This is a genomic window from Nonomuraea turcica (assembly GCF_030718205.1).
GTDB lineage: Bacteria > Actinomycetota > Actinomycetes > Streptosporangiales > Streptosporangiaceae > Nonomuraea.
This window is the reverse complement of the sequence record NZ_JAUZQF010000028.1, coordinates 1-20,844: the sequence shown is the minus strand read 5'-3', so window position 1 is coordinate 20,844 and position 20,844 is coordinate 1. Positions and strand designations below refer to the sequence as shown.

20 protein-coding genes are annotated in these 20,844 nt (G+C 71.0%); 18 read left to right on the top strand and 2 right to left on the bottom strand.

Annotation, left to right across the window (positions count from 1 at the left end; genetic code table 11):
- Window positions 1-147 precede the first annotated feature (147 nt).
- From Q9G87_RS48575 to Q9G87_RS48525, 11 genes are all read left to right on the top strand, one after another.
- Complete coding sequence (locus tag Q9G87_RS48575) at window positions 148-495, top strand: NADH-quinone oxidoreductase subunit A (RefSeq protein ID WP_305923470.1); 348 nt, start codon at window positions 148-150, stop codon at window positions 493-495.
- Complete coding sequence (locus Q9G87_RS48570) at window positions 486-1,571, top strand: hypothetical protein (RefSeq protein WP_305923469.1); 1,086 nt, start codon at window positions 486-488, stop codon at window positions 1,569-1,571. Before Q9G87_RS48575 ends, Q9G87_RS48570 begins: the two co-directional genes overlap by 10 nt.
- Window positions 1,564-2,439: a complex I subunit 1 family protein gene (locus tag Q9G87_RS48565; protein ID WP_305923468.1), complete on the top strand. Its 876-nt coding sequence runs from the start codon at window positions 1,564-1,566 to the stop codon at window positions 2,437-2,439. The genes Q9G87_RS48570 and Q9G87_RS48565 overlap by 8 nt, the downstream gene beginning before the upstream one ends.
- Entirely contained in the window at window positions 2,439-2,948 is a 510-nt protein-coding gene (locus tag Q9G87_RS48560) for an NADH-quinone oxidoreductase subunit J family protein (protein ID WP_305923467.1), read from the top strand. The genes Q9G87_RS48565 and Q9G87_RS48560 overlap by 1 nt, the downstream gene beginning before the upstream one ends.
- Window positions 2,945-3,250 carry an NADH-quinone oxidoreductase subunit NuoK gene (gene nuoK, locus Q9G87_RS48555; RefSeq protein ID WP_305923466.1) on the top strand — a complete coding sequence of 102 codons (306 nt, stop codon included), beginning with the start codon at window positions 2,945-2,947 and terminating at the stop codon, window positions 3,248-3,250. Before Q9G87_RS48560 ends, nuoK begins: the two co-directional genes overlap by 4 nt.
- The gene (locus Q9G87_RS48550) at window positions 3,247-5,040 is read left to right on the top strand and encodes an NADH-quinone oxidoreductase subunit 5 family protein (protein WP_305923465.1); all 1,794 of its coding nucleotides are present in this window, start codon (window positions 3,247-3,249) and stop codon (window positions 5,038-5,040) included. The genes nuoK and Q9G87_RS48550 overlap by 4 nt, the downstream gene beginning before the upstream one ends.
- Entirely contained in the window at window positions 5,037-6,500 is a 1,464-nt protein-coding gene (locus Q9G87_RS48545; RefSeq protein WP_305923464.1) for a complex I subunit 4 family protein, read from the top strand. The genes Q9G87_RS48550 and Q9G87_RS48545 overlap by 4 nt, the downstream gene beginning before the upstream one ends.
- Window positions 6,497-7,873, top strand: a complete 1,377-nt coding sequence (locus tag Q9G87_RS48540) for an NADH-quinone oxidoreductase subunit N (protein ID WP_305923463.1) — start codon at window positions 6,497-6,499, stop codon at window positions 7,871-7,873. Before Q9G87_RS48545 ends, Q9G87_RS48540 begins: the two co-directional genes overlap by 4 nt.
- A gap of 89 nt (window positions 7,874-7,962) precedes the next feature.
- Window positions 7,963-8,361: a VOC family protein gene (locus Q9G87_RS48535; protein ID WP_305923462.1), complete on the top strand. Its 399-nt coding sequence runs from the start codon at window positions 7,963-7,965 to the stop codon at window positions 8,359-8,361.
- A gap of 18 nt (window positions 8,362-8,379) precedes the next feature.
- Complete coding sequence (locus tag Q9G87_RS48530) at window positions 8,380-8,718, top strand: YciI family protein (RefSeq protein WP_305923461.1); 339 nt, start codon at window positions 8,380-8,382, stop codon at window positions 8,716-8,718.
- 8 nt (window positions 8,719-8,726) lie between these two features.
- A complete protein-coding gene (locus Q9G87_RS48525) occupies window positions 8,727-9,953 on the top strand; it encodes an RNA polymerase sigma factor (protein ID WP_305923460.1) in 1,227 nt (408 codons plus the stop codon).
- Between the two features lie 10 nt (window positions 9,954-9,963).
- On the opposite strand, the gene sigJ is transcribed toward Q9G87_RS48525, so the two are convergent.
- Window positions 9,964-10,851 (bottom strand): RNA polymerase sigma factor SigJ, encoded by an 888-nt coding sequence (gene sigJ, locus Q9G87_RS48520; RefSeq protein ID WP_305923459.1) that lies wholly within the window; start codon window positions 10,849-10,851, stop codon window positions 9,964-9,966.
- 82 nt (window positions 10,852-10,933) lie between these two features.
- Here sigJ and Q9G87_RS48515 point away from each other — a divergent pair, with 82 nt between their 5' ends.
- The 7 genes from Q9G87_RS48515 to Q9G87_RS48485 all read left to right on the top strand — a co-directional run bounded on the left by Q9G87_RS48515 (window position 10,934) and on the right by Q9G87_RS48485 (window position 19,606).
- Window positions 10,934-11,386 (top strand): nuclear transport factor 2 family protein, encoded by a 453-nt coding sequence (locus Q9G87_RS48515; protein ID WP_305923458.1) that lies wholly within the window; start codon window positions 10,934-10,936, stop codon window positions 11,384-11,386.
- Window positions 11,383-11,928, top strand: a complete 546-nt coding sequence (locus tag Q9G87_RS48510) for a YceI family protein (protein ID WP_305923457.1) — start codon at window positions 11,383-11,385, stop codon at window positions 11,926-11,928. The genes Q9G87_RS48515 and Q9G87_RS48510 overlap by 4 nt, the downstream gene beginning before the upstream one ends.
- A gap of 309 nt (window positions 11,929-12,237) precedes the next feature.
- Window positions 12,238-12,327 carry a K(+)-transporting ATPase subunit F gene (gene kdpF, locus Q9G87_RS48505; protein WP_305923456.1) on the top strand — a complete coding sequence of 30 codons (90 nt, stop codon included), beginning with the start codon at window positions 12,238-12,240 and terminating at the stop codon, window positions 12,325-12,327.
- The gene (kdpA, locus tag Q9G87_RS48500) at window positions 12,327-13,988 is read left to right on the top strand and encodes a potassium-transporting ATPase subunit KdpA (protein WP_305923455.1); all 1,662 of its coding nucleotides are present in this window, start codon (window positions 12,327-12,329) and stop codon (window positions 13,986-13,988) included. Before kdpF ends, kdpA begins: the two co-directional genes overlap by 1 nt.
- Window positions 13,989-13,991: 3 nt before the next feature.
- Window positions 13,992-16,223 carry a potassium-transporting ATPase subunit KdpB gene (gene kdpB / locus Q9G87_RS48495; protein ID WP_305923454.1) on the top strand — a complete coding sequence of 744 codons (2,232 nt, stop codon included), beginning with the start codon at window positions 13,992-13,994 and terminating at the stop codon, window positions 16,221-16,223.
- Complete coding sequence (locus Q9G87_RS48490) at window positions 16,224-17,078, top strand: potassium-transporting ATPase subunit C (RefSeq protein WP_305923453.1); 855 nt, start codon at window positions 16,224-16,226, stop codon at window positions 17,076-17,078.
- Window positions 17,075-19,606 (top strand): DUF4118 domain-containing protein, encoded by a 2,532-nt coding sequence (locus Q9G87_RS48485; RefSeq protein WP_305923452.1) that lies wholly within the window; start codon window positions 17,075-17,077, stop codon window positions 19,604-19,606. The genes Q9G87_RS48490 and Q9G87_RS48485 overlap by 4 nt, the downstream gene beginning before the upstream one ends.
- Window positions 19,607-19,626: 20 nt before the next feature.
- Here the strand turns inward: Q9G87_RS48485 and Q9G87_RS48480 are convergent, their stop codons facing one another.
- A complete protein-coding gene (locus Q9G87_RS48480) occupies window positions 19,627-20,607 on the bottom strand; it encodes a threo-3-hydroxy-L-aspartate ammonia-lyase (protein ID WP_305923451.1) in 981 nt (326 codons plus the stop codon).
- Between the last annotated feature and the right edge of the window lie 237 nt (window positions 20,608-20,844).

The window sequence follows — 20,844 nt, the reverse complement described above, 5'->3', positions numbered from 1 at the left end:
TGCCTATGTCCATTTGTCGTGATTTGTTGCGGAGCTGCTCCACCTCGGCCTGCTGCACGCGCAAGGACCTGGCGGAATCTCCCCCACCGGTTGATGGTGGTGCATGGGGGAACTACGGATCGTAGTAGCTATGTCAGGAGAATGATCATGGCGCCATGGGCGGCGGTGACGGGTCTGCTGAGCCTGGTGCTCGCCGGCGTGCTCAGCGTCTATCTGCTGGCCCGGCTCATCGCCCCCTCCGGCATCGCCGAGGTCGGGCCGTTCCTGTCGGGCGCACGCCCTCACGAGCACGCGCTGTCGCGCTTCCACGTGCGCTGGTACGCGGTGACGCTGGTGTTCCTCGCCTTCGATATGGAGATGGTCTTCATGTATCCGTGGGCGCTCGTCGTCGCCGAGGTGGGGGCGGTCGCGGTGGTGGAGATGTTCCTCTTCCTCGGCCTGCTCATGGTCGGCGTGATCTACGCGTGGCGGGAGGGCGCGTTCCGGTGGGCTTGACCGAGTGGCTCATGCGCAAAGCCGCCCAGGCCGCCCGCCCGCTGGTCGTGGCCGTCCCGTACGGCACCCGAACACGGCTCCACGTCGAGGCCGAGCTCGCCGGGCGTGGCTGGATCACGGCCCGGACGCCGGCCGAGGCCGACATGCTCGTGGTCTGCGGTGACCCGGGGCCCGATCTGAACCGGGCCGTGCAGCGGATATGGGCTGACCTGCCCAGTCCGCGGGCACTGGTCGAGCTGCCGTCGGTGTCGGATCCCGCACGCGTGGCCCAGGCCTTGGACGAGGCGACTGCCAGGCTGGCCGATGCGCAGGCGCAGCGGCGGGACGCAGCCCGACGACTCACTCAGCCCTGGCGGCCGGAGCCGGCCCACGACGGGCTCACGATGGCCGAGCGGGCCGATGACCGGGACGGCCTGAAGCTCGACCGGCTTCACCTGCCGCTCGGGCCCGTTCTCGCCGATTGGCCCTGCGGGCTCATCGTGGAGACCACGGTGCAGGGCGACGTGATCCAGCAGGCCACGGTCAAGGTCGCCGACGGGAGGTCCCAGGGCGGCGAGGGATCGTTCTGGGACGGGCCGTGGCTGGCGGCCATGCGAGGCGAGCGGATCGTCCAGGGCGAGGCGGACAGACGCAGGGCCGCCTCCCACCTCGACAGCCTGGGCCGGCTGCTGGCCGTGGCGGGGTGGCCGGCCGAGGCGGCACGGGCGAGACGGCTACGCGACCGCGCCCTGGCAGGAGCCTCCCCAGCTGAGCTGGGGGCCGGGTTCAACCGGTTCGCCGGCCGCGTCGGCGGGTCGTGGATCCTCCGGTGGATGCTCCGCGACCTGGGCGGCCCCGGCTCCGACGTGTGGCAGCGCGTCCAAGGATGGCTGGCCCGGGCCCGGATGGCGCTCGACGCCCTGGAGGACCGCTCGCCCGTCACGGACGATCAAGGCCCGCGCGGGCCGGTGAGCGAGCGGCCATCGGCGGGCCTTCTGGCCGCGCTGCCCGATCTGCTGGCCGGTGCGGAGCTCGCCGCGGCCCGGCTGCTCGTCGCGAGCCTGGATCCCGACGTCGAGCAGGTGCTCCATGCCTGAGCTCACGCCCGTCTGGACACTGGTCGCCTACCCCGCCGCCCTGGGCGCGTTCACCGTCGCCGCCGCGGCCTTCGACACCGGGCGCCCGCTCAGCCGGGTGGCGCGGCTGCTCGTGCAGCAGCGACGGCTCACCCTGCTGCCGGACACCCTCCTGATGCGGCTCGGCGTGGTCAGTCTGCTCGCCGCCGCCGTCCTGGCGGGGATCGTGCTGCCGCTGGGCGACGTCCCGCTGCTCGACCTGGACGTCGGCATCGTGTGGTTCAACGCGATGGAGGTGTGCGTCTGGGGCTCGCTCTGGCTCACCGGCTGGGGCGTCAACGCGATCCACCCGCTGGTCGGCGGCTACCGGTTCATCGCCCAGGGCCTGGCGTACGAGTTGCCGCACATGTTCGCGCTCGTCACCGTCGCGCTGGGCGCGGGCTCGCTGCGGATGACCGACGTGGTGGCGGCCCAGCAGGGTCTGTGGTTCGCCGTCTGGATGCCCGCGGCCTTCGGCGTCTACCTGATCTCCGCGCTGGCGATCGCGTTCTGGGGGCCGATGAGCCAGCCGCTGGGCCAGGACCTCGCCGGAGGGGTGACGGCCGAGCTGGCAGGCGCCGATCGGCTGCTGTTCGAGACCGGCCGCTACGCCCTGCTCACCGTCGTCGCGGCGGCGGCCGTACCCCTTTTTCTCGGCGGGGGCGCCGGGCCTTGGCTGCCTGACTGGCTGTGGACGGCGCTCAAGACCGCGGCAGTACTGGCCGTGCTGATCGGGGCGCGGCACCGGTTCCCCGCGGTCAGGATGGACCGCTTCATGACGGCGTCCTGGGTCGCCCTGATCCCCGTCATGCTCGTGCAACTGCTGATCGTCGGAATCGTGGTGTTGTGATGGCCGTCGCCTTCTGGATTCTCGCCGTCATCGCCGTGGCCGCCGGGGTCACGGTGTTCGTCGTCGACTCGATGGCGCGGGCGACGTTCGCCCTGCTGGCGTCGCTGCTGGCCGTCGGGGTGACGTTCCTGCTGATCGACCTGCGCTATCTCGGTGTGCTGATCATCCTCATGATGGTCATGGAGATGCTTGTCATGGTCGTTTTCATGATCATGTACATGATGAACCCGGCTGGGCTCATGCCGATGAAGATGGTGCACAACACCACGGGCGCCGCCGTCATCGCCGGGACCGTGTTCGTTCTGCTGGCGGCCGGGGCGCTCCTCACCCGGTGGCCGGAGCGCCGGGGGACGGCGCCGGCGGACCCGACGCAGCAGCTCGGGATGGCCATCATGGGCCCGAAGATGCTGGTGATGATGGTCATCGGGGTCGCGATCCTGGCCACGATGATCGCCGGTGTGGTGCTGGCCACGCACCGGGGGCGGTACAGCAGCGAGGAGGGGTCGTGACGCTCGAGGCGTTCCTGCTCCTGGCCGCGGCGCTCTTCGCCGTGGGCCTGTACGGCGTGCTGTCCCAGCAGTCGATCGTCATGCTCATGATGGGCCTGGAGCTCATGATCAACGGCTTGATCGCGGCGGGCGGCGCCTTCTGGTACTTCCTGGCGCCCGGCTCCGCGGACGGCCAGGTGCTGGTGCTGGTCGCGGTGACCGTGATGGCACTGGAGATGGCGATGGGCTTCGCCGTGGTCACCGCCCTCTTCCGCGCTCGCGACGTCGACATGACCGATGAGGCCGGGGACCTGAAGGGATGAGCGCGCTCCTGTGGTCGCTGCCCGGACTGCCGATCGTCTCCGGCGGGCTGCTCCTGCTGGTGCGGTGGCGCCCCGCGGTGGTGGCCACGGTCATGGCGGCCGCGACGCTCGTCCTCGCGGTGTCCGCCGCCGTGACGCGGCCCTCGGCTCGCACCGTGCTGTTCGCCGGGATCGAGTCGGGGGCCGCGATCGACGGCCTGTCGGCCGTCATGGTGGTCACGGTGGCGGCGGTGTCGCTGGCCGTGCTGGTGTTCGCCGCGGGCGAGATGCGCGAGGCCCGCTTCTTCGGCCTCATGCTGATCTTCGTCGGCGCCATGCTGCTGACCGTCATCGCGACGGACCTCGTCCTGCTGCTCATGGCGTGGGAGGTCATGGGCGCGATGTCGTACGCGTTGATCGGCTTCTGGTGGCAGGACCCGGACCGGGTCCGCTCGGCGAGCATCGCGTTCGTCACCACCCGCGCCGGCGACCTGGGCCTCTACCTGGCGGCCGGGTGCGCCATGCTCGGCGGCCAAGGGCTGGCCCTGAGCGGCCTGGCCGCGTCTTCGTGGCGTGACCTGATCGCCGCCGGGCTCGTCGCCGCCGCACTCGGGAAGTCGGCCCAGCTGCCCTTCTCCTTCTGGCTCTCCCGCGCCATGGCCGGCCCCAGTCCGGTCTCGGCGTTGCTGCACTCGGCGACCATGGTCGCGGCCGGGGCGTACTTGCTGCTGCGGGCGCAGCCGTTGCTGGCCGCGACCGGCTGGGCGGCCACCCTGGTGGCCTGGGCGGGCGCGCTGACCGCGCTCCTGCTGGGCGGCGTGGCGGTGGCGCAGCGGGACCTCAAGCAACTGCTCGCCGCGTCGACCTGCGCCCAGATCGGATTCATGGTGCTGGGGGCGGGGGTGGCGGCTGTGGCGGGCGGGACCGCGCACCTGGTCGCGCACGCCGCGGTCAAGAGCCTGCTGTTCCTCGGGGCGGGCGCCTGGTTGACGGCTCTGGGCACCAAGGACCTGGCCGAGCTCCGCGGCGCCGCCCGCCGCTACCGCCTGGTCGGGATCACCTTCGGGGTCGGTGGCCTGGCGCTGGCCGGGCTGCCGCCCCTGTCCCTGTGGGTCACCAAGGACGCCGTGCTCACCGCGGTGCACTCACCCCCGCTGTACGTCGTCTCGCTCGGCGGCGCGTTGCTGGCCGCGGCGTACGCGGCGAAGGCCGTGGTCGCCGTCTGGCGGCCGGGTGAGGTCGAACGACGCCGCGTGCGTCTTCCCGAGTTGATCCCGTTGCCGGTGCTCGCCGCCGTCGCCGCCGCGTTCGGGGTTGTCGGGCTGCCCGGGGTGTTCGACGGCTGGTCCCGGCTGGTGGGCGAGCCGGCCGCACCGCCTCCCGGCGCCGGTGAGCTGGCGTTGTCGGGCGGCCTGGCCGCCGCCGTGGTGCTGACCATGGTGGTTGTACGGCCCCGCCACGCGAAAATCCCAGGCCGGGACGCATGGGCGGGTTGGCTGCGCCTGGAACAGGCGGCGGTCACCTTGGTGTGGCGGCCACTGGAATCGGCCGCCAAGGCCGCGGCGTGGTTCGACGACCGGGTCATCGACGGCGCCGTACGTGCCGTGCCCCGCCTGGGGATGGCCGCGGCCCGCGTGGCCAGGAGGCCCTTCGAGACCGGAGTGGACGGCGTGGTGGCCGGCATCGTCGCGGGCGCGGCCAGGCTCGGCACGCTGGCCCGTCGCCCCCAGACCGGGCAGGTCCACACCTACTTCGCCCAGGCGGCGGTGGTGTTCGTCCTGCTCGCCCTGGTCATCGTGCTGGTGAGGTGAGCGTGCTCTCCGTCGTGATCTTCCTCCCCCTGCTGGCGGCGACCCTGCTGGCCCTGCCGCGGCTCGGCACGCGGGCGATCCCGTGGATCTGGATCGGCGCCGCCGCCCTGGACCTGGCGCTCGTCGTGGTCATGTGGCTCGGCTACGACGGCGGCATCGCCTTCGAGACACGCCTGCGGTGGATCCCGTCCATGGACGCGGGCTACCACGTCGGCGTGGACGGCCTGTCGCTGCCGCTCATCGCGATGACGGCGCTGCTGTTCCTGGTCTGTGCGATCTACTCGATGGGCGCGAGCGAGCGGGTCCGGTCCTACGCCGCGCTCTTCCTGTTCCTGCAGACGGTCTCGATCGGTGTGTTCGCCGCGCTCGACCTGCTGCTGTTCTTCGTCTTCTTCGACCTGTCGATCGTCGGCATGTACTTCGTGATCGTCGGCTGGGGGCACGGCGACCGCGCCCGGTCGGCGCTGAAGTTCTTCCTCTACACCTTCCTCGGCTCGCTGGTGCTGTTGCTTGGCTTCATCGGCCTGTTCCTGGCCGGCGGGACGTTCGACATGGTCGAGCTGACCCGCACTCCCCCGGCGGCGAGCGCGCTGGTGCTGCTGGCGATCGGCGCCGGGCTGGCGGTCAAGACGCCGGCGGTGCCCGTGCACACCTGGTTGCCGCCCGCCCACACCGACGCGCCCGCCGCCGGCTCGGCGATCCTGGCGGGCGTGCTGCTGAAGATGGGCACGTACGGCTTCGCGAGGATCGCGATGCCGATGCTGCCGGACGCGTGGCGCACGTACGCCTGGGTGATCATCGTCGTCGGCGTGGTCAGCGTGCTCTACGGCGCCCTGGTCGCGCTCGCCCAGGAGAACCTGAAGCGGCTCATCGCCTACACCTCGGTCAACCACATGGGCTACATCATCCTCGCCCTCGGCGCCGCGGGCCTGGCAGCGGGCGACCCGCGGGCCAGGGAGCTCGCCGTGAGCGGTGCGGTCACCCAGATGGTCAGCCACGGCCTGATCACCGGCGCGCTGTTCCTGCTGACCGGCGTGCTGTGGGACCGGGCACGCAGCTACGACCTCGGCCGCTTCGGCGGGATCGCCGCCAACGCGCCGATCTTCACGGCACTGACCGCGGTCGCCGCCTTCGCCTCGCTCGGGCTGCCGGGACTGTCCGGCTTCATTGCGGAGTTTCAGATCTTCACCGGGGTGATCGGGGCGGGCGCGGTCCTGGCGGGCGCGCTCAGCATCGCCGGCATCCTCATCACCGCCGCCCTGTTCCTGAGGGTCCTCCATCGGGCCTTCCTGGGCCCGCCCGGCGAGCTCACCGGGCGCATGATCGACGTGCGGCGGGGCGAGCTCGCCGCCGTGGCGCCCTTGCTGCTGCTGTCCCTGGTCATCGGCATCGCCCCCCGATGGTTGCTCGGCCTCATCGAGCCGGCTTCGGCCCTGCTGGTGTCGCTGGTGAGCCGATGACCGGGATGGCGGAGAACCCGCTCGACCTGCTGCCCGAGCTGCTGATCCTGGCGGGGGCGGTGGCCGGGCTGCTCGTGGGGCTGTTCGTGCCGCGGGAGCGGCAGCGGGTCGTCGCGTGGATGTGCGGGGCGGCGCTGGCGGGCGCGATGGTGGCCGGCGCCGTCGCGACGACCCGGCAGGACGTGATGGCGTTCGAGGCCTTCGCGGTGGACCTGCCGACGAACGTGACCCGGCTGACGGTGGCGGGCGCGGCCCTGCTCATCGTCGTGCTCGCCGCCGGCTGGGCGCGCGCCGACAGCCGGGAGACCGAGGTCTACGTCCTGCTGCTGCTCGCCGCGCTGGGCACGATCGTGCTGGCCGGGGCGAGCGATCTGCTCGTCTTCGTCGCCGCGTATCTGCTGGCGAGCATCCCCGCGTACGCGCTGGCCGGGTTCGCCAAGGACTCCCACGGCACCGAGGCCGCGCTCAAGTACTACCTGATGGGCGCCTTTCTGGGCGTGCTCATGCTCGCCGGCGTCACGCTGGCGTACGGCCTTTCGGGTACGACCACGTATCGATCGCTGTCCGACGCGCCTCCGGCCGCCGCCGGCTGCGCGGTGCTGCTCCTGCTGGCCGGCGTGCTGTTCAAGGTGGGCGCGGTCCCCGCCCACTTCTGGGTGCCGGACGCCACCGAGGGCTCGTCGGCGGTCGTGGCCACGTTCATCACGACCGTGCCCAAGATCGGGGCGTTCGTCGGCCTGTACCGGCTGGCCACCGAAGTGTTCGGCGGGACGTGGCGGCCGGTCGTCGCGCTGATCGCGGTCGCCACCATGACGCTGGGCAACCTGGCCGCCTTCTACCAGGACAACGTCCGCAGGCTGCTCGCGTACTCGACGATCAGCCAGGCGGGATACCTGCTGCTGCCCGTCGTCGTCGCGGGGCAGAGCGACCTGGCCCGGCCCGCCCTGCTCTTCTACGTCGCCGCCTACGCGATCACCAACATCGGCGCCTTCGCGGTCGTGGTGGCCGCCGGACGCGACCGCCTGGCGGACTACACCGGCCTGAGCCGCCGCTCGCCCCCGCTGGCGCTCGCCCTGGTGGTCTGCCTGCTCGGCCTCGTCGGCACCCCGCCGACGGCGGTCTTCGTGGCCAAGCTCCTCGTCTTCGCCGCGGCGTGGGACGGGGGGTACGCATGGCTGGCCGCGGTCGCCGTGGTCAACACGGTGGCCAGCGTCTTCTATTACCTCCGGTGGATCCTTCCGCTCTTCCGGCCGGGTGACGGGCCCGCCGAGATCCGGCCCGTCGCGGCACGGATCGCCGTGGCGGCCGCCGCCCTGTCACTTCTGCTCGGCCTGGCCAGCGGGACAGTCCTGGCCATTTCTTCGCCATTTTGACGGACTGCCTGGCGGGTGTCGTATCGGCCGAGTCACCGATCGTCTTACTGGTGAAGGGCCGACGCCGGCCCGGGAAAGGGAGCGACATCATGAAGCCGACACTCAACACCATCGACATCGTGGTCTCCGACATGGACGCCTCGATCGCCTTCTACGCCCGTCTCGGGCTGGAGTTCAAGCTCGACCCGCACACGTCCGAGCACGCCGGCTGCGATCTGCCCGGCGGGCTGCACGTCATGCTCGACACCGAGCCGTTCCGCACCCCGTTCCTGCCCGGCTGGACCGCGCCGCAGGGTGGGCCGCGCACGCTGCTGTGCTTCGAGTTCGACTCCCCCGCCGGGGTGGACGCCACGTACGCTGAGCTGGTCGAGGCGGGGTACCGGGGCATCAAGGAGCCGTTCGACGCATTCTGGGGCATGCGGTACGCCACGGTGGCCGATCCGGACGGCAACGGTGTGGACCTGTACGCCGCGCTCCCGGCAAGCTGACGGCAGGGAGGTCGCTCAGTGAAATACGTGCTGATGTTCGTCGAGACCGAGAAGTTCGCCAAGGAGCTCGAGGCGATGGGCGAGCTGGAGCGGGAGGCGGCGTATGAGGCGGTGGGCCGCTGGTTCGCCGAGAACGCCGACAAGATCACGCATCATACGCACCTGCATCCGGTCCACACCGCGACCACGGTGCGGCTGGGCGAGGGCGAGCCGGTCGTCACCGACGGGCCGTTCGTGGAGGGCAAGGAGGTGGTCAGCGGGTTCGCCGAGGTCGAGGTGGCCGACCTGGACGAGGCGCTGAAGCTCGCCCGCTCGTGGCCCGCCTGCCCCATCGTGGAGATCCGTCCGGCCCAGTGAATGAGCACGTGAGTGAGCACGTGAACGACCAGGCGAGCGGGCAGGCGAGCGCGGACGTGCTGGCCCGCGTGGTGCGTGAGCACGCGGGCCGGCTGGCCGCGTCCTTGGTGTCGCTGCTGGGCGATTTCTCCGCCGCCGAGGACCTGGTGCAGGACGCGATCGAGACGGCGCTGCGGCGCTGGCCGGTCGAGGGCGTGCCGGAGCGGCCGGACGCCTGGCTGTTCACCGTGGCCCGGCGGCGCGGCCTGGACGTGCTGCGCCGCGAGACGAACTACCGGGCCAAGCTCACCCAGCTCACCTGGCCGGAGCCCGCCGTCCCTGACGACCGGCTGCGCCTGGTCTTCACCTGCTGCCACCCCGCGCTGTCCCGCACCGCGCAGATCGCGCTGACATTGCGGGTGGTGTGCGGGCTGAGCACCGCCCAGATCGCGGCGGCGTTCGTGATTCCCGAGACCACGGTGGCGCAGCGCATCACGCGGGCCAAGCGGAAGATCGGCGAGGCCGGGATCCCGTACCGGGTGCCGGCCGAGGAGGATCTGCCGGAACGGCTGAGCGAGGTGCTGGCCGTCATCTACCTGCTGTTCAACGAGGGCTACCTGTCCAGCACCGGCGAGCGGGCGCATGCTCGCGACCTGGTCGAGGACGCCGAATGGCTGGCCGCGCTGGCGGCGAACCTGATGCCGAAGGAGCCGGAGGTGGCCGGGCTGCTGGCGTTGATCCGGCTGCACCGGGCACGCGGGGCGGCCCGCTTCGACGCCGCGGGCCGCCTGGTGCTGCTGGCCGACCAGGATCGCTCGTTGTGGGATCGGCAGGCCATCGAGGAGGCGACCGCGCTGCTGACCCGGACCGCGCGCACGTACCACCGGCCGGGGCCTTACCAGGTGCAGGCGGCGATCGTGGCCTGTCATGCCGAGGCCGGCAGCTTCGCCGACACCGACTGGCCGCAAATCGTGATGTTGTACGACATGCTGCTGTATCTCGCCTCGTCGCCTGTCGCCCGGCTGCACCGGGCGATCGCGCTGCGCTACGCCAAGGGGGCGGAGGCGGCCCTGGCCGAGCTGAAGGAGCTCGGCCAGGCACTGGCGCACTACCCGTTGTTCCACGCCACGCTGGCCGCGCTGCTGCGGGATCTGGGACGGCGGCAGGAGGCGCGGCAGGCCGACGCGCGAGCGCTGGAGCTGACCGCCAACCCGGCCCAGCAGGCGCTGCTGGAGGAGCGCATCAGCTGGGGGTGAGCCGGCATCGTCAGTCATCAAGGACGGCCAGGTCGAGCCGGAGGAGGCGCTCGGGGTCGGCGACCGCGTCGATTCCCACGATCTTGCCGCGCGAGACGGTGAACCCGATGACCGCGAAGGGCTGCCCGCCCATGGTCAGGACCACCCCCACGGCCCCGTTCACCAGTGCCGGACGCGCCACTGCGGAGGGCTGGTGGAACCTGAGCACTTGACGGGCGACGCCCGCCGCACCGTGGACCACCACGGAAGCATCCGGACGCGCCGTCCCCCCGTCGGACCTCAGCACGACATCCGGGTCGAGGACCGCGACGAGCGCGTCAAGGTCGCCGCCGCGCGCCGCGGCGTAGAAGGCATCGACCACTTCCCGCTGACGGGCGACATCGGGGTCGGGAGTTTGGAGGTCGGCTCCTCGCACCCGGCGCCGGGCCCTGCTGGCGAGCTGCCTCGCCGTGGCCGGAGAACGGCCCACCATGGGGGCGATCTCGTCGAAGGGCAGGTCGAACATGTCGTGCAGGACGAACGCCAGCCGCTCGGCGGGGGTCAGTGTTTCGAGCACCACGAGCAGCGCGAGCCCGACCGAGTCGGCCAGCAGCGCCTCCTCCTCGGGGTTCGTCCCGTCCAGACGGCTGATGACCGGGTCGGGCACGTGCACGCCCATGGGCTCCTCACGCCGCGTTCTGCGCGAGCGCAGCACATTCAGGCACACTCGGGCGACGATGGTGGTCAGCCAGGCGCCGACGTTGTCGGCGGCGCCGGTGTCTGACCGGCTGGCGCGCAGCCAGGCTTCCTGGACGGCGTCGTCGGCCTCGGCGAACGAGCCGAGCATCCGGTAGGCCACCGCCCTCAGGCGGGTCCGGTTCTTCTCGAAGCCCTCCGTCAGCCAGTCGGACTCGGTCATCGGTCACGTTCCTCCGTCGCTGGGTGTCGTATGGGTGACCCCTCTGATCCCTTTGATGTGACAAGGAGACAGATCAAATCCGATGAGCGACATACAGACCATCGTGGACCGCGTCGAGATCGAGGCGCTGCGCGGCGAGTTCACCGACGCGGGAATGATGCACGACTACGACCGTTTCGCGTCGCTGTTCACCCAGGACGGCGCGTGGCGGATGCCCCACATCAACGTCGAGTTCGTCAGCCGGGAGGAGATCCGCGCCGCGATCGAGCGGCTGCAGGGTCTCTGGGAGTTCTTTGTGCAAACCGTGCACCCGGGCACGATCCGGCTTGAGGGCGACACGGCGGTCGGCCGTGCCTACACCGCGGAGTTCGGACGTATGCACGACGGACACTCCAACCTGAATTACGCCATTTACCACGACCGCTACCAGCGCACCTCGGACGGCTGGAAGTTCGCCGAGCGCGTGTATGAGGTCAGATACCTCGACGCCACTCCGCTGGCGGGCTCGGCGCCGGGTCCGGTGCGCGAAGCATGACGACCACGACCGACCTCGGCGAGCTGACCGGTGACTACCTCCTCGACACCGCCCACACGCGGATCGGGTTCGTCGCCAGGCACACGATGGCCACGAGGGTGCGCGGGCAGTTCGAGGAGTTCGAGGGCAGCGCGCGCCTGGACGGCGACGACCCGTCGAAGTCGAGCGCCCGGCTCACGATCCAGGCGAAGAGCCTCCAGACCCGCAACCGGCAGCGTGACGACCAGCTGCGCGGCACGTTCCTGGACACGGACGACCACCCGGCCATCACCTTCACCTCGACAAAGGTGAGGCAGGTCGACGACACCGCCTTCAACGTCACCGGTGACCTGACCATCCGCGGCGTGACCAAGCCCGTCACCGTGGACTTCGAGCTGACCCGCGCCGCGCACGATCCGCGGGGCGCCTTCCGTGTCGGCTTCCAGGGCAGCGTCACGATCAACCGCATGGACTGGGGCGTGAACTGGAACGCCGCCACCGGGGTCCTGGTCAGCCAGAAGGTAACACTGGAGTTCGACGTCGCCGCGATCCGGCGGTCCTGACCGCTGGCCGGGTGACGGCCGCCCGACCGCGGGATAGGTTGCTCCCGCGGCCGGCGGGCCCGGCTCTGTGGCGCTCGCGGAGCGGGGCGTAGAGAGCGCGTCAATATTCAGGTTGCGGCCGTATGAAAGCCGTCAAGAACGGCAAAACCGCCCAACTCTCGGGATTTGCTTGCCTCGAGGCCGCCTGTTCGGGCGGCACATCATCATGTCCCGGAGTTGAGGAGTGGGGATGACCGACGTCATCTTCGTGGCCCTGACCATCGCGGTTTTCGTGGTCTTGGGGCTGGTCGTCAAGGCGGTGGAGGGCCTGTGAGTGCTGTCAATGCCGCAGGTCTGGTCGTGGTCACCGGCCTGGTGGTCTTCATGGTCGCGGCGCTGCTGTTCCCGGAACGGTTCTGATGTCCCCTGCCTTGGCCGGAATCCTGTTCATCGCGTCCCTGCTGGTGGCTCTGGCCGTGTGTTACAGGCCGCTGGGCGACTACATGTACCGCGTCTACACCGCTACCAGGCACAACGCCGCCGAACGGGTGATCTACCGCCTGGTCGGCGTGCAGCCCGGCAGCGAGCAGCGCTGGGGCGTCTACGCGCGGAGCGTGCTGGCGTTCTCGGTGATCTCGATCCTGTTCCTGTACGGCCTGCAGCGGCTGCAGAGCCATCTGTTCCTGTCCCTGGGCATGGAGCCGGTGGAGCCGGCGCTGGCCTGGAACACCGCGGTCAGCTTCGTCACCAACACCAACTGGCAGGCCTATTCGGGCGAGTCGACGATGGGGCACCTGGTGCAGACCGCGGGTCTGGCCGTGCAGAACTTCGTCTCCGCCGCCGTCGGCATGGCGGTGGCCATCGCCCTGGTCCGCGGGTTCGCCCGCAGCAAGACCGACACGCTGGGCAACTTCTGGGTCGACCTGGTCCGCGGCACCGTCCGCATCCTGCTGCCGATCTCCTTCGTGGCGGCGCTGGTGCTGGTGGCAGGTGGAGCGATCCAGACCCTCGGTGACCATCATGTGTGGTCGACGCTGACCGGCGGCGAGCAGACGTTCACACCGGGCGCGGTCGCCTCGCAGGAGGCGATCAAGGACCTGGGCACGAACGGCGGCGGCATCTTCAACGTCAACTCGGCCCACCCGTTCGAGAACCCCACGTCGTGGACGAACTGGGTGGAGATCTTCCTGCTCCTGGTGATCGCGTTCAGCCTGCCGCGCACGTTCGGCCGCATGGTGGGCGACCACCGGCAGGGGTACGCCATCGTCGCCGTCATGGCGAGCATCTTCCTGATCAGTGTGACCCTGACCAACTGGGCCGAACTGTCCGCGGGCGGCACCGTGCCGCAGGCCGTCGGCGCGGCGATGGAGGGTCGCGAGACCCGCTTCGGCACCTCCGACTCGGCCATGTTCGCCTCGTCCACGACCCTCACCAGCACGGGTTCGGTGAACTCCTTCCACGACTCCTACACGGCGCTCGGCGGCGGCATGCTGATCTTCAACATGCTGCTCGGCGAGGTCGCGCCCGGCGGGGTCGGCGCCGGCTTGTACGGCATGCTGATCCTGGCGGTGATCACGGTGTTCGTGGCGGGCCTGATGGTCGGCCGCACCCCGGAATACCTGGGCAAGAAGATCGGCGCCCGCGAGATCAAGCTCGCGTCGCTGTACTTCCTGGTCACCCCGATGCTGGTGCTGATCGGCACGGCGGTGGCGATGGCCACCGAGGTCGGCCGATCGGCGATGCTGAACAGCGGCCCGCACGGCCTGTCGGAGATCCTGTACGCCTACACCAGCGCCTCCAATAACAACGGCTCGGCGTTCGCCGGGGTCAGCGTCAACACCGCCTTCCACAACACCACGCTCGGGCTGTGCATGGCCTTCGGCCGGTTCGTGCCGATCGTGCTGGTGCTGGCGCTGGCCGGTTCGCTGGCCCAGCAGGCGCCGGTGCCCGCCTCCGCCGGCACCCTGCCCACCCACCGGCCGCAGTTCGTCGGCATGGTGGTCGGCGTGACGATCATCCTGGTGGCGCTCACGTTCCTCCCGGCGCTGGCGCTCGGACCGCTCGCAGAAGGAATCCACTAGAACATGTCCACCCAGACACTGAAGGCACCGGGCCGTACCCCGTCCGGCCAGGGCGGGAAGGTCGGCGGCGGGCTGCTCGACCCCAAGCAGATGATCAAGTCGCTGCCGGACGCGCTGAAGAAGCTCAATCCGGTGACCATGTGGCGTAATCCGGTGATGTTCATCGTGGAGATCGGCGCGGTGTTCACCACCCTGCTGGCGATCGGTGACCCGTCGTGGTTCGCCTGGGCGATCGTGGTGTGGTTGTGGCTGACCGTCGTGTTCGCGAACCTGGCCGAGGCCGTGGCCGAGGGCCGTGGCAAGGCGCAGGCCGCCACGCTGCGCGCGGCCAAGCGGGAGACCACCGCCCGCCGGCTGAAGAGCCCGACGTCGCGGGAGTGGGACGTGGTCGGCGCACCGGAGCTCCAGCAGGGCGATGTCGTGATCGTCGAGGCCGGGGAGATCATCCCCGGGGACGGCGACGTCATCGACGGCATCGCGAGCGTGGACGAATCGGCCATCACCGGCGAGTCCGCCCCCGTGATCCGCGAGTCCGGCGGCGACCGGTCCGCGGTGACCGGCGGCACCAAGGTGCTCTCCGACAAGATCATCGTGCAGATCACCCAGAAGCCCGGCGAAAGCTTCGTGGACCGGATGATCGCCCTGGTGGAGGGCGCGAACCGGCAGAGGACGCCGAACGAGATCGCGCTCAACATCCTGCTCGCCGCGCTGACCATCATCTTCCTGGTGGCCACCGCGACGATGCAGCCGCTGGCGATCTTCTCCAAGTCCATCAACCCGGGCGTGCCGGACTCGCTCGCCCTGACCGCCGACGGTGTCACCGGGATCGTGCTGGTGTCACTGATCGTCTGCCTGATCCCGACCACGATCGGGGCGCTGCTGTCGGCCATCGGCATCGCCGGCATGGATCGCCTGGTGCAACGCAACGTGCTGGCCATGTCCGGCCGCGCGGTCGAGGCCGCCGGGGACGTGTCCACGCTGCTGCTGGACAAGACCGGCACGATCACCCTGGGCAACCGGCAGGCGAGCGAGTTCGTCCCCGTGAACGGCGTGAGCCAGGCCGCGCTCGCCGAGGCCGCGCAGCTGTCCAGCCTGGCCGACGAGACACCCGAGGGCCGCTCCATCGTCGTCTACGCCAAGCAGGCGCACGGGCTGCGCGAGCGCCGGCCGGGCGAGCTGGCGCATGCCGCGTGGGTGCCCTTCACCGCGCAGACCCGCATGTCGGGTGTCGACTTGGCGCCGGACTCGGGCGCTTCGGATGCTGCGCCGGACTCGGGCGCTTCAGATGCTGCGCCGGACTCGGGCGCGTTGGATACAGCGCCGGACTCCGACGCCGTCGGCCGCAAGGTTCGTAAGGGCGCCGCGACCGCGGTGATGAAGTGGGTACGCGATCACGGCGGCCACCCCACCGACGAGGTCGGCCACCTGGTCGACGGCATCTCCGGCTCCGGCGGCACGCCGCTGGTCGTCGGCGAGATCAAGGACGGCGTCGCGCACGTCCTGGGCGTCATCCACCTCAAGGACGTGGTCAAGGCGGGCATGCGGGAACGCTTCGACGAGATGCGCCGCATGGGCATCCGCACCGTCATGATCACGGGTGACAACCCGCTGACCGCCAAGGCCATCGCCGACGAGGCGGGGGTGGACGACTTCCTGGCCGAGGCCACGCCCGAGGACAAGCTCGCGCTGATCAGGAAGGAGCAGGAGGGCGGCCGCCTGGTCGCGATGACCGGCGACGGCACCAACGACGCCCCCGCCCTGGCCCAATCCGACGTCGGCGTGGCCATGAACACCGGCACCAGCGCCGCCAAGGAAGCCGGGAACATGGTCGACCTGGACTCCAACCCGACCAAGCTGATCGAGATCGTCGAGATCGGCAAACAGCTGCTCATCACCCGGGGCGCGCTGACGACGTTCTCCATCGCCAACGACATCGCCAAGTACTTCGCGATCATCCCGGCGATGTTCGCGGCGGTCTATCCGGGCCTGGACGCGCTGAACATCATGCGCCTGTCCAGCCCGCAGTCGGCGGTCCTGTCGGCGGTGATCTTCAACGCGCTGGTGATCATCGCGCTGATCCCGCTCGCCCTGCGCGGGGTGCGTTATCGGCCCTCCAGCGCCTCCAAGCTGCTCTCGCGCAATCTGTACGTCTACGGCCTGGGCGGGATCATCGTCCCGTTCATCGGCATCAAAATCATCGACCTGCTGATCCAGTTCCTTCCGGGGATGTCATAAATGAACCGCATACCCAGCTGGGTCCGCCAGCACCTGGCCGCGCTACGCGCGCTGCTCGTGCTCACGGTGGTCACCGGCGTCATCTACCCGCTCCTGGCCACCGGGGTGGCTCAGGCGCTGTTCACCGGCAAGGCCAACGGCTCGCTGGTGGAAAAGGACGGCAAGACCGTCGGCAGCGCGATCGCCGGCCAGTCCTTCACCGACGCCGCCGGCAACCCGGTCAGGACGTACTTCCAGTCCCGCCCGTCGGCCGCCGGCGACGGCTACGACCCGACCTCCACCGCGGCCAGCAACCTCGGCCCCGAGGACGTCATCGACACGCTGCCGGACCCCGGCGGCGCCGATGAGGCCGCCAAGGAAGGCAAGCAGTCGCTGCTCACCCAGGTCTGCGCCCGCTCCAAGGCGGCCGGCGAGCTGGAGGGCGTCAGCGGCGCCCGCCCGTACTGCACCCCGGACGGGGCCGGCGCGGTGCTCAAGGTCTTCCCCGACCGGGCCGTCAGCGTCAACCAGGCCTGCCCCGCCACCCCCTTCATCGCCACCTACGAGGGGCTGAGGGTGGAGTGCGCCCAGCCCGGCGCGGACTACGCGGCCGGGAAGACCGTGCCCGTGCGCGGGAACGTGACCACGGTCCCGGTGCCGGCGGACGCGGTCACGGCCAGCGGCTCCGGCCTGGACCCGCACATCTCCTCCGCCTACGCCGAGCTGCAGGCCCCCCGGGTGGCCAAGGAGCGCAGGCTGCCGCTGGAGCGGGTGAAAGCGCTGATCGCCGAGCACACCACGGGCCGCGCCCTCGGCTTCATGGGCGAGCCCGCCGTCAACGTGCTGGAGCTCAACCTGGCGCTGGACCGCTCATGAGAAGGGGCCGCCTGCGGGTCTACCTCGGGGCGGCCCCCGGGGTGGGCAAGACCTACGCGATGCTCTGCGAGGGCCGCCGTGGCCTGGAGCGCGGCCGGGACGTGGTCGTGGGGTTCGTCGAGACCCACGGCCGCCCCCGCACCGCCGCTCTGCTGGAGGACATGGAGATCATCCCACGCGAGACGCTGACCTACCGGGGAGCGACCTTCACCGAGCTCGACACCGATGCCGTCATCGCGCGCAAGCCGAAGGTGGCGCTGGTGGACGAGCTGGCGCACACCAACGTGCCCGGCTCGAAGAACGTCAAGCGCTGGCAGGACATCGAGGAGATCCTGGACGCCGGCATCGATGTGATCTCCACGGTGAACGTCCAGCATCTGGAGTCCGTCAACGACGTCGTCCAGCAGATCACCGGCATCCCGCAGCGCGAGACCGTGCCGGATGAGGTGGTGCGGCGGGCGAACCAGATCGAGCTGGTCGACATGTCCCCCGAGGCGCTGCGCCGCCGCATGGCGCACGGCAACGTCTACGGCCCCGAGAAGGTCGACGCGGCGCTGTCGAACTACTTCCGGGTCGGCAACCTCACCGCGCTGCGCGAGCTGGCCCTGCTGTGGGTCGCGGGCAAGGTCGACGACCAGCTCGACCGCTACCGGGCCGAGCACGGCATCGCGGGCACGTGGGAGGCGCGCGAGCGCGTCGTCGTCGCGCTGACCGGCGGTCCGGAAGGCGACACCCTCGTCCGCCGGGCCGCCCGCATCGCCGCCCGCAGCAAGGGCGCCGACCTGCTGGCCGTCCACGTCACCAGCGCCGACGGGCTGGCCGGCGGCGACCCGGCCAGTCTGGCCCGGCAGCGCTCGCTCGTGGAGAGCATGGGCGGCAGCTATCACCAGGTGGTCGGCGACGACGTCCCGCGGGCGCTGCTCGACTTCGCCCGCGGCGTCAACGCCACCCAGCTCGTCCTCGGAGCCTCCCGGCGCGGTCGCTTCGCGCAGATCCTCTCCCGCGGGGTGGGCGTGGAGACCACCGCCCTGTCCGGCCCCATCGACGTGCACCTGGTCACCCATGAGGAGGCAAAGAAGGGCCGCCGCCCCGAACGCTCCCGGGCGGCGCTCACGAGAAAGCGCCGGCTGACCGGCTGGGCGGCCGCGGCTATGGGGCTGCCGCTGCTGACCGCCGCGCTCGCCCCGTTCCGCGACGTGATCTCGCTGCCCAGCGAGATCCTGGTGTTCCTGTGCCTGGTCATCGCCGTCGCGCTGATCGGCGGCACCTGGCCGGCGATCAGCGCGGCGGTGGCCGGCTCGCTCCTGCTCAACTGGTTCTTCACCCCGCCGGTCGGACAGCTCACCATCGCCGACCCGGAGAACCTGCTGGCGTTGATCGTGTTCGTGCTGGTCGCCGCCGCGGTCAGCACGATCGTCGACCTGGCGGCACGGCGTACCAGGGAGGCGGCGCGGGCGCGCGCCGACGCCGAGGCGCTGTCCACGCTGGCCGGGCACGTGCTGCGCGGCGAGGCGGCGCTGCCCACGCTGCTCAGCCGCCTGCGTGAGACGTTCGCCCTGGAGTCCGTGACGCTGCTCGAACGCCTCGGCGAGCCCACCCCCGACGACACCTCCGAACCCGCCGCTTGGCGCATCATCGCCACCTCCGGTGCCGCCCCCTGCACCGCTCCCGCCACGGCCGACACCGACGTCGCCATCGACGACCGGCTCGTGCTCGCCGCCCGCGGCCGGCTGCTGGACGCCAGCGACCGGCGGGTGCTGGAGGCCTTCGCCGCCGAAGCCGCCGTCGCGCTCCGCCAGGAACGCCTCCAGCAGGAGGCCGACCAGGCCAAACCCCTGGCCGAAGCCGACAAGATGCGCACCGCGCTGCTCGCCGCCGTCAGCCATGACCTGCGCACCCCGCTGGCGGCCGCCAAGGCCGCCGTCGAGAGCCTGCGCAGCCGCGACATCACCTGGAGCGCCGAGGACCGCGAGGAACTGCTGGCCACCGCCGACGAATCCCTGGCCCGCCTCGACCGGCTGGTGGAGAACCTCCTCGACATGAGCCGCCTGCAGGCCGGCGTGCTCGGGCTGTCCCTCCAGCCCACCGCCCTGGACGAGATCATCCCCCGCGCCATCGACGACCTCGGCCCGCTCCGCGACCGCGTCGACGGCGATGTCCCCTTTGACCTCCCGGAGATCGTCGCCGACCCGGCGCTGCTCGAGCGCGTCCTGGTCAATCTCATGAGCAACGCCGCACGCTTCAGCCCGCCCGGCCAGAGGGCGCTGATCAGCGCCAGCCGGCACGACGACGTGGTGGAGATCCGCGTCGTCGACCGCGGCCCGGGTATCCCGCCCGAGGCCCACCAGCGGGTCTTCCAGCCGTTCCAGCGGCTCGGCGACCGCGATCCGCATTCCGGGGTCGGCCTCGGGCTTGCGCTGTCACGCGGGCTCGCCGAGGCCATGGGCGGGACCCTCACACCCGACGAGACCCCGGGAGGCGGCCTCACCATGATCGTGACCATGCCGATCTCCTCGCTCGCGCAGTGACGGCACGACAACCGGCGCCTCTATCCCTGAGGCAGGCCCGCGCACAGCTCGGCGAAGCGGCGGACGTCGATGTTGCCGCCGGAGACGATCAGGCCGATCCGGGGCGGCACGCGGTCCAGACGGCCGGCCAGCAGCGCGGCCAGCGGGGTCGCGCCGCTCGGCTCGATGACGATCTTCATGCGCTCGAACGCCATCCGCATCGCCTCCCGGATCTCGTCGTCGGAGACCAGCACGATCTCGTCGACCAGATGCCTGTTGATCGAGAAGGTCAGCTCGCCCGGGATTTCCGCCGCCTGGCCGTCGGCGATCGTGCGCGGGACGGGGATCGACACCCGCCGGCCCGCGCTCAGCGACCGCTTGGTGTCGTCGCCCGCCTCGGGCTCGACGCCGATCACCCGGATGCCGGGGTGCAGGCCCTTGGCCGCCGTGGCGCTGCCGGCGATCAGGCCCCCGCCCCCGATGGGCACCAGCAGCGCGTCCAGCTCGCCGACCTCCTCGAGGAGCTCCAGCGCGGCGGTGCCCTGCCCGGCGATGACGTGCGGATGCTCGTACGGAGGGATCAGCGCCAGCCCGCGCTCGGCGGCCAGCGCCTCACCGATGGCCACCCGGTCGCCGGTGTAGCGGTCATAGGTGACGATCTCGGCGCCGTACGCGGCGGTGGCCTCCACCTTGGAGCGGGGCGTGTCCTCGGGCATGACGATCAGCGCGGTGCTGCCCAGCTCGCGGGCGGCCAGGGCGACGGCCTGGGCGTGGTTGCCGGAGGAGTAGGCGGCGATGCCCCTGGTCAGCTGTTCGGGTGAGAGCCGGGAGACGGCGTTGTAAGCGCCGCGGAATTTGAACGCGCCGATGCGCTGGAAGTTCTCGCACTTGACGAAGACCTCCGCCCCGGCCAGGGCGTCCAGCGTGCGGGAGCGCAGGACGGGCGTGCGGTGGGCGACGCCCTTGAGCCGGGCGGCGGCGTCGTGGACGTCGTCCAGGGTGACCGGGAGTGCGGTGGTCATGCGTGCTCCTCATGCGCGGGGTCTTCGGCTGGGCGGTGACGGTCAGGGCCCGGGCAGGATCACTCTGCCAGGCGTCGACGTCGTCGCCAAACGTCATGGGCGGCGCATTCAGCTTGTTCTTTATCCTCCGGATTGTTGTAGGGCTGCGAGAGTGCGGCCGCGTTTGACGGTCTTGCCAACGTCGTAGCGGGGTGCGGGCCGGCGATTGGGGATCCCGGGTGGACGTCCTGGGCCGGG

What these genes read in the sequence shown, in the direction of transcription:
- Q9G87_RS48490 (WP_305923453.1), top strand. Translation starts at nt 16,224, where the DNA reads ATGAACCGCATACCCAGCTGGGTCCGCCAGCACCTGGCCGCGCTACGC.
- Q9G87_RS48560 (WP_305923467.1), top strand. Translation starts at nt 2,439, where the DNA reads ATGGCCGTCGCCTTCTGGATTCTCGCCGTCATCGCCGTGGCCGCCGGG.
- Q9G87_RS48565 (WP_305923468.1), top strand. Translation starts at nt 1,564, where the DNA reads ATGCCTGAGCTCACGCCCGTCTGGACACTGGTCGCCTACCCCGCCGCC.
- Q9G87_RS48535 (WP_305923462.1), top strand. Translation starts at nt 7,963, where the DNA reads ATGAAGCCGACACTCAACACCATCGACATCGTGGTCTCCGACATGGAC.
- Q9G87_RS48575 (WP_305923470.1), top strand. Translation starts at nt 148, where the DNA reads ATGGCGCCATGGGCGGCGGTGACGGGTCTGCTGAGCCTGGTGCTCGCC.
- Q9G87_RS48550 (WP_305923465.1), top strand. Translation starts at nt 3,247, where the DNA reads ATGAGCGCGCTCCTGTGGTCGCTGCCCGGACTGCCGATCGTCTCCGGC.
- Q9G87_RS48510 (WP_305923457.1), top strand. Translation starts at nt 11,383, where the DNA reads ATGACGACCACGACCGACCTCGGCGAGCTGACCGGTGACTACCTCCTC.
- sigJ (WP_305923459.1), bottom strand. Translation starts at nt 10,851, where the DNA reads ATGACCGAGTCCGACTGGCTGACGGAGGGCTTCGAGAAGAACCGGACC.
- Q9G87_RS48480 (WP_305923451.1), bottom strand. Translation starts at nt 20,607, where the DNA reads ATGACCACCGCACTCCCGGTCACCCTGGACGACGTCCACGACGCCGCC.
- Q9G87_RS48540 (WP_305923463.1), top strand. Translation starts at nt 6,497, where the DNA reads ATGACCGGGATGGCGGAGAACCCGCTCGACCTGCTGCCCGAGCTGCTG.
- Q9G87_RS48485 (WP_305923452.1), top strand. Translation starts at nt 17,075, where the DNA reads ATGAGAAGGGGCCGCCTGCGGGTCTACCTCGGGGCGGCCCCCGGGGTG.
- kdpA (WP_305923455.1), top strand. Translation starts at nt 12,327, where the DNA reads ATGTCCCCTGCCTTGGCCGGAATCCTGTTCATCGCGTCCCTGCTGGTG.
- Q9G87_RS48515 (WP_305923458.1), top strand. Translation starts at nt 10,934, where the DNA reads ATGAGCGACATACAGACCATCGTGGACCGCGTCGAGATCGAGGCGCTG.
- kdpB (WP_305923454.1), top strand. Translation starts at nt 13,992, where the DNA reads ATGTCCACCCAGACACTGAAGGCACCGGGCCGTACCCCGTCCGGCCAG.